At 65.5% G+C, this 12,348-nt stretch carries 18 protein-coding genes, 1 tRNA gene and 1 pseudogene; 14 read left to right on the top strand and 6 right to left on the bottom strand.

Going from position 1 to position 12,348, the window contains the following annotated elements; translation table 11 throughout:
• Nucleotides 1-60 precede the first annotated feature (60 nt).
• The 5 genes from BMX07_RS13630 (at nt 61) to BMX07_RS13610 (ending at nt 3,575) form a co-directional block, all read left to right on the top strand.
• Complete coding sequence (locus BMX07_RS13630; protein WP_090619872.1) at nt 61-1,116, top strand: ribonucleotide-diphosphate reductase subunit beta; 1,056 nt, start codon at nt 61-63, stop codon at nt 1,114-1,116.
• A complete protein-coding gene (locus tag BMX07_RS13625; protein ID WP_090618472.1) occupies nt 1,109-1,396 on the top strand; it encodes a hypothetical protein in 288 nt (95 codons plus the stop codon). Before BMX07_RS13630 ends, BMX07_RS13625 begins: the two co-directional genes overlap by 8 nt.
• Before the next feature lie 7 nt (nt 1,397-1,403).
• Nucleotides 1,404-1,712, top strand: a complete 309-nt coding sequence (locus tag BMX07_RS13620; protein WP_090618471.1) for a 2Fe-2S iron-sulfur cluster-binding protein — start codon at nt 1,404-1,406, stop codon at nt 1,710-1,712.
• Nucleotides 1,713-1,825: 113 nt separating this feature from the next.
• The gene (locus tag BMX07_RS13615; protein ID WP_090618470.1) at nt 1,826-2,794 is read left to right on the top strand and encodes an ABC transporter ATP-binding protein; all 969 of its coding nucleotides are present in this window, start codon (nt 1,826-1,828) and stop codon (nt 2,792-2,794) included.
• Complete coding sequence (locus tag BMX07_RS13610; protein ID WP_090619869.1) at nt 2,787-3,575, top strand: ABC transporter permease subunit; 789 nt, start codon at nt 2,787-2,789, stop codon at nt 3,573-3,575. The genes BMX07_RS13615 and BMX07_RS13610 overlap by 8 nt, the downstream gene beginning before the upstream one ends.
• A 41-nt stretch (nt 3,576-3,616) precedes the next feature.
• Here the strand turns inward: BMX07_RS13610 and BMX07_RS13605 are convergent, their stop codons facing one another.
• Nucleotides 3,617-4,294, bottom strand: a complete 678-nt coding sequence (locus tag BMX07_RS13605; RefSeq protein WP_090618469.1) for a helix-turn-helix domain-containing protein — start codon at nt 4,292-4,294, stop codon at nt 3,617-3,619.
• Nucleotides 4,295-4,431: 137 nt separating this feature from the next.
• On the opposite strand from BMX07_RS13605, the gene BMX07_RS13600 reads away from it, so the two are divergent.
• Nucleotides 4,432-4,803 carry a DUF7344 domain-containing protein gene (locus tag BMX07_RS13600; RefSeq protein WP_090618468.1) on the top strand — a complete coding sequence of 124 codons (372 nt, stop codon included), beginning with the start codon at nt 4,432-4,434 and terminating at the stop codon, nt 4,801-4,803.
• 12 nt (nt 4,804-4,815) lie between these two features.
• On the opposite strand, the gene BMX07_RS13595 is transcribed toward BMX07_RS13600, so the two are convergent.
• On the bottom strand, nt 4,816-5,511 hold the full coding sequence (locus tag BMX07_RS13595; protein ID WP_090618467.1) for a DUF7095 family protein: 696 nt from the start codon (nt 5,509-5,511) through the stop codon (nt 4,816-4,818).
• A gap of 182 nt (nt 5,512-5,693) precedes the next feature.
• Between BMX07_RS13595 and BMX07_RS13590 the strand changes: the two genes are divergently transcribed.
• The gene (locus BMX07_RS13590) at nt 5,694-6,413 is read left to right on the top strand and encodes an alpha/beta fold hydrolase (RefSeq protein WP_090618466.1); all 720 of its coding nucleotides are present in this window, start codon (nt 5,694-5,696) and stop codon (nt 6,411-6,413) included.
• Between the two features lie 28 nt (nt 6,414-6,441).
• Here BMX07_RS13590 and BMX07_RS13585 read toward each other — a convergent pair whose 3' ends face one another.
• Nucleotides 6,442-7,140: a hypothetical protein gene (locus tag BMX07_RS13585; protein WP_090618465.1), complete on the bottom strand. Its 699-nt coding sequence runs from the start codon at nt 7,138-7,140 to the stop codon at nt 6,442-6,444.
• 164 nt (nt 7,141-7,304) lie between these two features.
• On the opposite strand from BMX07_RS13585, the gene ncsA reads away from it, so the two are divergent.
• Entirely contained in the window at nt 7,305-8,264 is a 960-nt protein-coding gene (gene ncsA / locus BMX07_RS13580) for a tRNA 2-thiolation protein NcsA (protein ID WP_090618464.1), read from the top strand.
• 270 nt (nt 8,265-8,534) lie between these two features.
• Here the strand turns inward: ncsA and ftsZ are convergent, their stop codons facing one another.
• The 3 genes from ftsZ to BMX07_RS13565 form a co-directional block, all read right to left on the bottom strand.
• The gene (gene ftsZ, locus BMX07_RS13575; RefSeq protein ID WP_090618463.1) at nt 8,535-9,722 is read right to left on the bottom strand and encodes a cell division protein FtsZ; all 1,188 of its coding nucleotides are present in this window, start codon (nt 9,720-9,722) and stop codon (nt 8,535-8,537) included.
• A 2-nt stretch (nt 9,723-9,724) separates the two neighbouring features.
• Complete coding sequence (locus BMX07_RS13570) at nt 9,725-9,904, bottom strand: ribbon-helix-helix domain-containing protein (protein ID WP_090618462.1); 180 nt, start codon at nt 9,902-9,904, stop codon at nt 9,725-9,727.
• Nucleotides 9,905-10,099: 195 nt separating this feature from the next.
• Nucleotides 10,100-10,735, bottom strand: coding sequence for a double zinc ribbon domain-containing protein (locus tag BMX07_RS13565; protein WP_090618461.1), 636 nt, complete (start codon nt 10,733-10,735; stop codon nt 10,100-10,102).
• Nucleotides 10,736-10,860: 125 nt separating this feature from the next.
• On the opposite strand from BMX07_RS13565, the gene BMX07_RS13560 reads away from it, so the two are divergent.
• The 6 genes and pseudogenes from BMX07_RS13560 to BMX07_RS13540 form a co-directional block, all read left to right on the top strand.
• Nucleotides 10,861-10,934, top strand: a tRNA-Tyr gene (locus tag BMX07_RS13560).
• 168 nt (nt 10,935-11,102) lie between these two features.
• Nucleotides 11,103-11,342, top strand: coding sequence for a DUF7563 family protein (locus tag BMX07_RS25170; protein ID WP_090618460.1), 240 nt, complete (start codon nt 11,103-11,105; stop codon nt 11,340-11,342).
• On the top strand, nt 11,335-11,463 hold the full coding sequence (locus tag BMX07_RS25465; protein WP_281246965.1) for a hypothetical protein: 129 nt from the start codon (nt 11,335-11,337) through the stop codon (nt 11,461-11,463). Before BMX07_RS25170 ends, BMX07_RS25465 begins: the two co-directional genes overlap by 8 nt.
• The gene (locus tag BMX07_RS13550; RefSeq protein WP_090618459.1) at nt 11,460-11,828 is read left to right on the top strand and encodes a hypothetical protein; all 369 of its coding nucleotides are present in this window, start codon (nt 11,460-11,462) and stop codon (nt 11,826-11,828) included. Before BMX07_RS25465 ends, BMX07_RS13550 begins: the two co-directional genes overlap by 4 nt.
• Nucleotides 11,818-12,018: an RNA polymerase subunit sigma-24 gene (locus BMX07_RS13545; protein ID WP_090618458.1), complete on the top strand. Its 201-nt coding sequence runs from the start codon at nt 11,818-11,820 to the stop codon at nt 12,016-12,018. Before BMX07_RS13550 ends, BMX07_RS13545 begins: the two co-directional genes overlap by 11 nt.
• Nucleotides 12,019-12,130: 112 nt before the next feature.
• Nucleotides 12,131-12,348: pseudogene (locus BMX07_RS13540) on the top strand (transcriptional regulator); the annotation flags it as partial.

The raw sequence follows: 12,348 nt of genomic DNA, 5'->3' as shown, positions 1-12,348 counted from the left end.
ACTTCAACAGCCGGTCATTCGAACGGATAGGCTCATTTCCGAACCCGATAACCTATGGCTGTGACACACGCTACCACATCAACGGCGTTTCGAGCGGAACGGATCGATACCGAGAGCAAGTGGTACGATCTCTTTCAGAAGGGCGTCGAACTCGGAACGTGGGACGTCGAGAAGCTGTTCGACGAGGTCGGCTTCGAAGCGGACCGCGAGATCCTGGCGTCGCTCGAGCCGGCCGAGCGGACGCAGATCCGGTACCTGCTCTCCGGTTTCCTCGACGGCGAGTTCGCGGTCGGCGAGGACGCGAGCCATCACCTCCAGCGCATCGCCGGCGCGCCGTGTTTCGACGACAACGAGGAGATGGAGATGTACATGACGATGTTCACGCTGACCGAACACAAACACACGCAGTTCATCGACGTCTACATGCACGAGGTGCTGGGCGAGCAGGACGCGTTCGCCGACCTGAATCCGAAACGCGGCGGTGCTCGCGTTCCGATCGTGCAGGCGACCGGACTCGGCGACGTGTACGACCGTCAGGGCCAACTGACCGCTAGAGCGGCTCACTCGACGGACCCGGTCGATATCGCCAAAGCGCTGACGGTGTATCACATGATCGTGGAGGGGCTGCTCGCGCGCGGCGGCTTCTACTCGATCAACAAGCTCTCGGGGAACGCCCCGCTGCCGCTGTTGAACCACGGATTCAAGTTCATCAGCACCGACGAGGGGCGACACATCACCCACGGCGTCGAGGCGCTGAGCGAACTGATCGAAAAGGAACGCGCCGGCGAGCCCGAGTTCCAGGGCGTCAGCCGGGCGATCGTCGACGTCCTCTACGAGAACGTGGCGTCGATCGCTGACTTCGGCTACATGTTCACGGACGCCGTCGACGATCCCCTCGAGATCGGCTTCGACGACCTCCTGCTGCGGGTAGGCCGGCTCATCGACGGCCAGTTCAACGAGGCGCTCGACCTCGACGTCGACCACCACAGGGTCGTCGGCCTCGTCGCCGATCGTCACCAGGAGTGTCTCGAGACGGACGTCGACGATGCGGTTCGGGAGTACCGAAAGCTCTACCGGCGCAAACGCGCCGCCGACGGAGGGCGAGACGATGACTGACGACGTCGACCTCGCGGAGCTCTCCCGCGGCGCGGCGTTTACCGCCTCGGACGAAGACGTACGCGAGGCGATCGAGGATGCCGCCGCGGAACTCGACCGGAGCGTCGCGGAGGTCCGCGAGAACGTCGCCTACATCATGGACTCGACGTTCGACGACGACGGCGTCAGCACGTCGTTCAACGAGAGCGTCAGCGGTGCCAGCCTGGAGCACGACGAGGTCGGAACCGGCGACCCGCGTCTCGAGGCACTGGAACTGTACAAACTCCGGCAGCGACTCTAGATCGGCGATGTACGACGTCACGTTCCACCTCGAAGACGCGACGGAGACCGTCGAAATCGCCCCCGACGAGTACGTCCTCGAGGCGGCCGAACGCGCCGACCTCGACCTCCCCCACTCCTGCCGAAGCGGGATGTGTACGTCGTGCGTCGGCGAACTGCTCGAGGGCGAACTCGACGGGAGCGAGGGGACGGCGCTCCCAGCCGACCGAGCGGCCGACGGCTACGTGTTGCTGTGCTGTGCCGTCCCCCTGGCGGACTGCGAGATCCGGGTCGGCGAACGGGTCCAGAACGAACTGCTCGGCCTCGACGCACGCTGAGTCGACCCTCCCCCTCCATTCACCCCGACGAGCGCGGAGACGGTCGCCTCGAGACGCGACGCGACCGACCGACGGACCGCCACAGCAATGGTGTCAGACCGGAAAGGAGACGTATGGGCGCGATCGAACTCGAGGGACTCACGAAGGACTACGGCGAGGTAGTCGCCAACGACGGCGTCACGTTCGACGTCGACCGCGGCGAGATATTCGGCTACCTCGGCCCCAACGGCGCGGGGAAGACCACGACGATCCGGATGCTGTTGGGACTCATCTCGCCGACCGCCGGAACGGCTCGGCTGCTGGGCCGCGACGTGACCGACGAGGACCAGCTCCTCGAGGCCAAACGCCAGCTGGGCTACCTCCCGGACAGCCCGGCGTTCGACGAGACGGCGACCGGCCGAGACGTCCTCGATCTGCGCGCGTCGATCACGGGCGACGAACGCAGCGAGGAACTCCTCGAACTGTTCCAACCGCCGCTGGACCGCGAGATCCGGGAGTACTCGCGGGGGAACGTCCAGAAGCTCGGACTCGTGACGACGTTCATGCACGATCCCGACGTCGTGATTCTGGACGAGCCGACCAGCGGACTGGATCCGCTGTTGCAACAGCGCTTCGCGGAGTTTCTGCGGGCCGAACGCGACCGCGGCGTGACGGTGTTCTTCTCCTCGCACATCCTGAGCGAGGTCCGACAGCTCTGCGATCGCGTCGGCATCATCCGGAACGGACGGCTCGTCACCGTCGAGCCGGTGGAATCGCTGCTCGACAGGAGCGGCAAGGTCGTCCGCCTGCGGTCGGCGGAGCCGATCTCCCGCGCCGATCTCGAGATCGAGGGGGTCCACGATCTCGAAGCCGACGCGGACGCCGCCGGATCGGGGACCGAGTACGTGTTTACGTTCACCGGCGACGTCAACGAACTGCTCGCGGCGTGTCGCGAACACCGGCTTCTGGACCTCTCGATCGAGGAAGCGCCGCTCGAGGACGTCTTCATGCGGTTTTACGACGGTGACGGTGCCGACGACGGGACGGACGAACCCGATCGCGTAGCCGCCGATACCGACGCCAGGGGTGATGCAGATGTTTGAACTGGCCCGATACGACGGCCGACGCCGGATTCGCGGCGGCATCTACCTCTCGATCGGGATGTCCCTGCTCGCCGCGATGGTCATCTGGGTCTACCCCTCGTTCAAGACGGAGATCGACCTCAACCAGTTGCTGTCGGCCTATCCGGAGCCGATCCTGCAGGTGATGGGGATCCAGACGATGGCGAGCCTGGGCGGGTTCCTCTCGTTCGAACTCTACACGTTCGGATGGGTCATCCTGCTGGGCCTGTATCTGGCCTACGCCACGGCGGGGACGATCGCCGACGACGTCGACCGCGGACGGATGGACGTGTTGCTGGCGATGCCGATCTCCCGGCGGCGGCTGGTCGGCGAGCGGTTCGCCGCGATGGCCGTTCCGATCGTCCTCGTGAACGTCGTGCCGCCGCTCGTCGTCGTCGTCGGCGCGCGACTGATCGACGAACCCCTCGCCGTCGCCGACGTGCTCGCGGTCCACCTGCTCTCGATCCCCTATCTCTTCGCCTGCGCCGGAATCGGCCTGCTCGCGTCGGTCGTCTTCGATCGGGCGGCGATCGCGCAACGGGTCGCTCTCGGCGTCACGTTCGCGCTGTTCCTGTCCGAGTCGCTGCTGACCGGCACCGACGCCGGGGCGATCGGCGTGATCGCCCCGATGCGGTATTACGATCCCAACGCGGTCCTGCTCGAGGGGAGCTACGACTTCGTCGGCGCGGGAATTCTCGTCGCGATGACGGTCGTCTTCCTCGTCGCGGCCCAGCTGTGGTTCGCTCGCATCGATATCGCCTGATCGCCGTCACCCTGCAGCTGCGGTCACGCGAGGGCGACGGCTCAATTCGACGATTCGTCGTCCGGATACACCGTGTTCTCGACGAGGGATCTGACGCCGCGACGGAACCGTTCCGACGTCGCGTTCGGCGAGATATCGAGCTGCTCTCCGAGTTCGGCTAGCGAACACGATCGCGGAATGTCGAGGTAGCCGGCGTCGACCGCGGCGACGAGCGCCTCGCGCTGCCTCTCGGTCACCCCGAACGCGGAACGCGTTCCCGATCCGTCGACGCCCTCTCGGGTTTCGTGCAGTTTCCGGAGTTCGACGTCCAGGTCGCGATCCACGAAGAAGGCGTGAAACCGCTCGAGGGCCTCGTCGCTGGGGAAGGCGATGCGAAAGTACCAGCCCTCCGCCGTTGCGGTCACTTCCTGAAGGACCCCGCCCTCTTCGATCACGGTCGGGTAGACGCTCCTCCGATGGCCGTCGGCCGTCAACTCGAGCCGGTAGAGCCGGCGATCGTCGACCTCGACCACGCGGTCGGGGACGGTGACGGTCGGGTCGCTCTCGAGACCGGCGTCGAACGCGGCGAACGTGTCGTCGTCGCCTTCGACCCAGATGAGCATCTGATGGCCGCCGGCTTCTGTGAGATCGGACTGTTCCCACGTGACGTTCGCGTTCGGTGCGTGCGACAGCGTTTCCCGAAGAATAGGATAGTCGACAACGAGCGTAGCGAGGAGCATACTGGCGAACTACCGGTGATAGGTATCGGTTCGGTTTCCCAGTTTCGGCCGGCCGTCCGCGACGATCGCGAACTCGGATAAAGGGCGTGAATACTTCCGCGCCGCACCTATCCGACAGAAGTGAGCATTGCTGAACAATGAGCGACCGGGACGCGGAGGACGATGTGGAACCCGTACCGATCGATCCGTCGTTCGACGCGTTGAACGATCCGTACCGGCGGTCGATCTGTCGGTACGCGATGCGAACGACGGCCGACACCGCTACGCACGAGGAGCTCGTCGACTACGTCGTCGATCGAGCGCCGGAGACGGCCGCGGCGGACCCCGATCGTCGGGAGATCGCAACGGAACTCCGCCACGTGCACCTCCCGAAACTGGACGAAGCCGGACTGATCGAACACGATCGGCAGCGCGGCGTCGTCCACGTCGACCGGGCGACGACCGCGACGTATCTCGAGCGGGTTCGGGAGACGGTCGCGGACTTACAGGAGACGCCGATCGACCGGTAACGGCCGGCCGCGTCACACGACGTCGCCGCGGACGGTCACGCCGTCTTGTTGCTCGCGCCAGGCGTGGAGTTCTCGAGCGGCCGTCTCGGCCTCGTCCGCATCCATGCCGAGCATCTCGAGGGCGGCGGACAGCGTCGGCAGCGCCAGGTCGCTCTCGCGGAGTTTTCGGAACGCCTCGTCGCTCCTGGTGCCCTCGGCCCAGAGACAGACCCCCCGTGGATCGAGCAACTGAGTGTAATCCTCGCGCAGTCGCGCGCCGCGCAGCCGCTGGGTGACGTTGTCCTCGAACGGGGAGTTACAGACCTCGAGGTGGACCGGTTCGTCGTCCTCGAGGAGGTGGGCGGCGAGACACTGCTCGGGCGCGGCGTGACCGTTCCTGTTCGCCCGGAGGAACGCCGGGTGGTCGCGCGCCCAGTCGGCCCGGACCGATTTGCCGACGCCCTCGATGCCGTGGGACTCGCGGAACTCGGCCTCGGGGTCCGCGTCCGACGCCGCTCCGCCGGCGCTCGCGGGCGCGGACTCGCTGTCGTCGCGCAGCAGGATGTCCTTGGTCACGTAGACGTCCAGTCGCTCGACCGGATCGAGGCCGAGCGCCACGTCGCCGAACGCCCACACTTCCCGGACGGGAACCGGCATCCGGTCGGTCGCGACGGTCTCGACCAGCCGCTCGAGGCGGTCGACCGCGTCACTGCGGTCAAATCCACTCATCGGTCGCGCTTGGGGCTCGAGGCGCAAAGTCGTTTCTCAGTCGGCCGATCGCGGCTCTCCCGGCGGTTCGCGGTGTGCGCCGGTGCGCTCGAGCCGCGAAACCGGCAGGTTGCAGCCGCGATCGTCTCGAGCGGTGCGTCGAGAGATCAGGTTTTTTATCGATTCGCGGCGAACGGAAACCTATGCGACACCGGATCTTCAACGAGGACGGCGACGAAGAGCTCGTCTTCGTCATGGGCTGGGGCAACCGCTGGACCCACGAGAACGTCAGCTGGCTCATCGGGACGTTGACCGAGGCCGGCTACCGAGTCCACGCGTTCGAACTCCCCACCAACATCGACGACTTCAAAGCCGACTGGCTCGAGCCGATCGCCGAGTACGTCCTCGACTTCGACGGGTACCAGCTGCTGGCTCACAGCGCCGGCGCGCTCGTCGCACAGGCCCTGGACGGCGCGGACAACCACGTCTACCTGAGTCCGTGGTGGGGATACGGTGAGGGACTCCCCGAGCCCGTGCTGGACGGGATGTCGAAGATTCCGACCACGTTCCCGTGTCTGCCGGTCAGCGGGCTCGACAGGGAGGCGCTGGGCGAGCGGGCGACCGATCACCAGCTCGCGACGACCCCCTCGTGGGTCTCGCCCGCGTTCGTCCGAGAGACGCGCCGCGCGCAGGACGAGCTGTTGACGATCGACCACGACGCGGTCGTCTTCTGCTCGCTGCGCGATCCCGTCGTGAATCTCCGACCGATCGGCGAGCGGGTTCCCGCCGAACACGTCGTCCTCTACAACGGTGGCCACGAACTGTTCTCCTCCGCCGGCCGGGATCGGTACGTCGACCTCCTGCTGACCGCCCTCGAGGAGGGCTCCAGTGCCGTCGAAGAGCGAGCGCGGGTCACCGTCTGACGCCGTACGTCACAGCCGGCAGCCTTGCTCAGATCGCGTCGACCAGTGCACGCAGTTGCGACCGTCCCTCGAGTAGCGCCCGCGGGAACCGCCGTCGCGCAGTCGCGAGCGCGTCCGCGAGGGTGCTCGCGGCGTCGGCGAACACGCCCGTCCCGTGGCCGACGAGGATCCGCTCCGGTGCGATCCCCTCGAAGACCGCCGTCGGAACGACCGGCCGGAGCAGGAGGTACACCGCGAGCCGTTCGTCGCCGACCAGATACGGCGGCGCGGTTCCGAGGAGGTCCGGAACGTACAGCGTCCCGTCGGACCGCCGGTAGGCGATCGCCTCGGACCAGCCCGGGAGCGGGCTCACCTCCCGGACTCGAAATCCCGAGGTCCCGAGTGCGCCATCGAACCGCTCGAGCGGTGCGTCGAGACGCGCCGGAACCCTGTCCAGCCACCGCGGAACGGCGACGGGAACGTCGAACCGGCGAGCGAACCGATCGGCGTCTCGAGCGTGGTAGGCCGAACAGACGACGACGCCCGCGACGTCGCCGAGCGCGCCGATCTCCTTGTCGATCCCGGGTGCCCAGAGGGGATCGAACAGCCAGACGCCGCCGTCGTCGCCCAGCAGGGCGTGGCTCGCACGCAGCCCGGTTTCGTTCGGATGGGCGAACCAGCCGACGCCGCCGTCGAACTCGTCGATCAGCTCGGTCGCGGTCGACGGTGATCGATCGTATATCACCATGTGCGCGCCGACTCGAGGAGCGCGGAAGGGCGTTTCGAACGACGCGATCGCGGGAGATCCGACCGTCTCACGTCGAGCGTAAGACAGCGACCTCGTCGTGAGACGCCGCCAGTCGCCTTCGCCAGACGAAACCGTGATTGGCGGCGACCGACAACGGACCGCTAATGGACTGTAACCGCTGCGGCGAGCAGGCGGTCATGCACGCCGCCTACTCCGGGGCACACCTCTGTGCGGATCACTTCCGCGAATCGGTCGAGAAGCGGGTGCGCCGCCGGGTCCGACGGGACGATCTCGTTCCCCACGACGCGACACCCGAGAACCCCCAGACCTGGGTGATCGGACTCTCCGGCGGGAAAGACAGCGTCGTCCTCACGCAGATCCTCCACGACACCTTCGCCGAGGACCCCCGCATCGAACTCGTCGGGCTGACGATTCACGAGGGGATCGAGGGCTACCGGGACGAGTCCGTCGAGGCGTGCGTCGAACTCACCGACGACCTCGATATCCGCCACGAACTCGTCACCTACGAGGACGAGTTCGGCGTTCGGATGGACGACGTCGTCGAGGACGATCCCGAGAACATGGCCGCCTGCGCCTACTGTGGCGTCTTCCGGCGCGACCTCCTCTCGAACTACGCCGACGAGCTCGAGGCCGATCTCCTCCTGACGGGCCACAATCTCGACGACGAGGCCCAGACCGCGCTCATGAACTTCCTCGAGGGGGACGTCGAACAGGTCGCGAAACACTTCGACGCCAGCCTCGGCCCGCTCTCGGAGCGCGAGGAGCAGAACGAATTCGTTCCCCGCGCAAAACCGCTTCGCGACGTTCCCGAGAAAGAGGTCGCGCTCTATGCCCACATCAACGATCTGCCGGCCCACATCACCGAGTGCCCCCACGCCAGCGAGGCCTACCGCGGCGAGATCCAGCAGCTCCTCTACGACCTGGAGGAGAACCACCCCGGCACTCGCCACTCGATCCTCTCGGGGTACGAGGAACTCGCGGGAATTGCCGCCGAGACGTACGCCGGCGACGACGGGGCCGACCTCCGGGAGTGCGTCGAGTGCGGCTCGACGACGACGCGCGAGGTCTGTCGCAAGTGTTCGCTGCTCGAGTCGCTGGTCTGACTCACAGCGGCACGTCTCTCGTCGACTCGAACGAGTTCCGATCGGTCCTATCCCGTATACGGCCGTAAACGGCACTTCTAATGCATATCGTGACCGAATTCGAACCCTTCTCGATCGTCGGGACGTCGACGAACGGGCCGCGTCGCGAGCGCGTCGCCACTCGCGAATAGCAGTTCGCTTTCGAGAAACGCGATCCGTGAGACCGATTCCCGGCCGGCGCGACGGTGGTGTGTCAATCGCGTGATCGCGCCGGACGGTCTGCCGCTTCGATTATCGGATCACGTCGACGCCGTTCTGTCGCTCGACTTCTTCGCGGCCGCCGTCGCTCTGCGCGCCGAATCCGGAGCCCGCGTTCTCGACGTTGTTGCTCGCGTCGAACTCGGCTTCGGTCACGCCCTCGATGCTCTGGCGCGATTTGTCGGCCTGCTTCTGGGTCGTCGGTCCGAGCACTTGCGCGCTCTGGACGCCGGTCATGATCGCCATGACCCGCACCTTGCCCTTGTAGTTCTCCTGAATCCGGGCGCCCCAGATGACGTTCGCACTGGCTTCGAGGCGCTCCGTGATGTTGTCGGCGATGCCCTCGGCCTCTTTCAGCGTGAGGTCGGGGCCGCCAGTGATGTGGACGAGTCCGCCCGAGGCACCGCGGTAGTCGACGTCCAGCAGCGGGTGGTTCATCGCGTCCTTGACGACCTCGTCGGTCTTGTTCTTGTCCTGGGTCTCGCCGACGAGCATCACCGCGACGCCGCCCTGGTTCATGATCGTGGACATGTCGGCGTAGTCCAGGTTGATCAGCGAGGGCTGGGTGATCGTCTCCGAGATCCCCTTGACGGTCTCGGCGATGATCTGGTCCATCACCGAGAACGCCTTCCCGATCGGCAGGTTCGGGACGTAATCGAGCAACCGGTTGTTGTCCAGCACGATGATCGAGTCCGCCTGCTCGCGCAGCTTCTCTAGGCCTTCCTCGGCTTTCACCGTGCGGGCTCGCTCGACGTTGAACGGCGTCGAGACCATCCCGACGACGATCGCGCCCTGCTCTTTGGCGATCTTCGAGACGACGGGGGCGGCACCCGTGCCGGTGCCACCGCCCATTCCGGCAGTCACGAACACGAGGTCCGCGTCGCCGAGTACCTCCTTGATCGTGCCCTGAGCCATCTCGGTCGCGCGCTCGCCCATCGACGGATCGCCGCCGGCACCGAGCCCGTTGGTGAGCGATTTGCCGACCAGGATCTTCGTGTCGGCCTCGATCATCTTGAGGTGCTGTTTGTCCGTGTTGATCGCGACGGTGTCGGCACCGTCGACGCCGATGTTGTACAGTCGGTTGATCGTGTTGTTTCCGGCACCGCCACAGCCGACGATGACGATTCGGGGCTCCCCGAACTCGTCGTCGCCCATCGAGGCGTCCATCTCCCGGGCCTCTTCCTCCGCGTTCTCCAGGGCGTCCTGAACGATATCCTGCATCGTTACACCTTCGCCCAGTTGCGTTTGCCGGACTGCTCGGTGGGCCCGTCCTGTTGCTCGTTGATCATCTCGCGGACGGCCGACCGGATCGCCTCGCTCCGGTTCGGAAACTCGCCCGAATCGACCAGTTGCTCTACTTCTTCGATCTGCTGTTTCGGAATTCGCAGTGTCACACGCTCCATGGTTGTATTCCCCGTGGGGTAAGACGGTGGCGCGCCCCTGTCAGACGCGGCGTGTCTTACGCTTGAACCACCCGACATCGGGCGATTTTCCGTCTGAACGACGGGTGTAAGACAAACCGTCTTACGCGAATAAAGGGATGTTTAGCATGGATAATAAAACTTCCGTCGGACTGGACGTTCTCTGTCTTACACTGGTCAGTACTGCTGACCGTCTGACTCGAGGACGTCCGCTGCGGGCGTCCGACGACCGCAGCTGGGACAGAACGACCAGTCGGATCGGATTTCGTCGCCACAGTCGCAGAACAGCCGCTTCGAGGCTTTTTCACCACAGTTGGGACAGTAGACGTGATCGCCGTCGAGGCGGTCGCCACACTGGTTACACTGCGTGTCCGTCTCCTCGGGTCGCGTCTCCGTCCGTTGCTGCGACCGGTTCGGTCGCCCGTCGTCGTTGACCGTTGTCTGACGCGTGCGTGCGCCGTCGACTCGAACTCGGTCGTCCGACTCCGTCGCACCCTCGAGCGAGATCGAGATACTGACGTCCTGTGGCTCGGCCGGTGGCGATGAATTCGATTCGCGCGTACGCGACGACGCGTGTTCGAGGCCGAGTTCCCGTAGTCGCGTCTCGAGTCGCTCGTCGACCCGCTCGCGAACGAGGTCGTCGATCGCGCCGTCGGCCTCGCGCACCGGCTCGGAGCCAGCGTCGTCGTCCCGGGCCGCCCCGCTCTCGAGGTACGAGCGCAGCGCCTCCCGCATCGCTTCGCTCTTGGAGATCTCGAGTCCCTCGAGTTGTTCGACGAGGTCGTCGTCGGCCCGAAACGTGATCTTGCTCATGGACGAGTTGCCAACATGTTATCACGCCTCCTATATCAATCATTCTGCTGTTCACGGCTCGTAACACCTCCCCGCCGTCCCGAATAATAACCCTTATGTGCACCACGGCGGCTACATTGGAGTGCCCGCCCTTAGCTCAGACTGGTAGAGCAGTCGACTGTAGATCGACTTGCCCCCCGTTCAAATCGGGGAGGGCGGACTTCCTTTCCCGTCGAAGCGTAGTCGAACCTGATACTGGCGTTTTCACGACTAATAGCGCCTCTATTGCCGATTTCTTGTTTTCGAATTCAGGGGTCAAATTCGGTGTGGAACTTGCTTCCAGTTCCGGGTGTACGCCTTCGGGCGATTTTCATAGTCGACTGGCGGGGTGGTCTGCGTGACGGTCGCGCCGTGGCCGCCGGTCGACAACTCGACGTGTACCCACTGCGGAGCCCATGTTACGGACCGGTTCCGTCGCGTCTTCGGTGATGACGACGACCGGGCCCACCGCTGTGGCGACTGTGACTCCTATGCCCGCCTGAGCCGCGGCTCCGCCGCTGGTATCGACGTTTCGATCCCCGATCCGGAAACATCGGCCGGTCGTCACGGCGGTGAGGCCGATGCGTGAGGCCGTCTTCGTGCCTGCGAGTCGGCTGTACGATGTCGAGACCGGGACAGTCATCGCTCACCCTGCGACGCAGGCCAGCGACGAGGACGTTCGCCGCGCACTCGAGAGAGGTGAGCGATGAGCCGAACTGGTCTCGAGCGGTTCGGTGTCGTTTCTCCGGCGATCGTTCGGGAACCCACGCGGGATAGCGAGGGCATTCCGGTCTGTCCGGAGTGCTGCCATCCGGTCGTGAAGTCGAAGGGATCACAGCGTGTCGAGAAACCGGACCTGGTACACGTCGCTCTCGCTGCTGCCTTCGACGAACTCATCACGTTTGGGTGGCGGTGCGAGCGCCACCCCTACGAGATCGTGCTGCCGATGCGAGTCGGCGGTGAGGACGCGAGCGCGTTCGTCGACGGCTGGACCGGTGTCCAGATCCGCTTCTCGGACGAACACGTCCGCCACGTTGCGACCCCCGAACGGGAGGTGAGCGAGCGTGTCGAGTGAGCAAGCGACGCTGGTCGACTTTGGGCCGGACCTCTCTGTGCTCACGGAGGCCGAACGTGAGGCCTACGTCTCCTGTCGAGAGAACGGCATCGGCGTTCGGGAGTTCGCTCGCCGGACCGACCGCCAGCCGGGGACGATCGGCAATCTGCTCGCTCGATCCGAGGAGAAACTCGAGGAGGGATCGCCGTGAGCCGACTCGTCGAGGACAGCAAGTGCGAGCGATGCGGTGAGACCGTCGACGGCCTTCGTCGGCTGTGTCCGGATTGTACGCGTGATGTTCGCGACGCGCGGGAGGGCCCGCTATGAGCGTCGACGCTGCTGACGATCCGGTTCAATTTGACGACGTAACTGGGTCCGAGCCGGATACCTTCCCGAAGCCTCGCGCTCACGGCGCCGCGGTGATGAACCACCTCGCGGACATCGACGACGCTGCTGCTCAAGGGCTCGATCGTGGTACCCTATACGATCGCTCGCTGGCCTACTGGCGCGAGCACGTCGGCGATCGCGACCTCGAGCCGCA

The organism is Natrinema salaciae (assembly GCF_900110865.1).
GTDB lineage: Archaea > Halobacteriota > Halobacteria > Halobacteriales > Natrialbaceae > Natrinema > Natrinema salaciae.
Note: the sequence above shows the minus strand (reverse complement) of the source record. Positions and strands in the feature narration are given on the sequence as shown.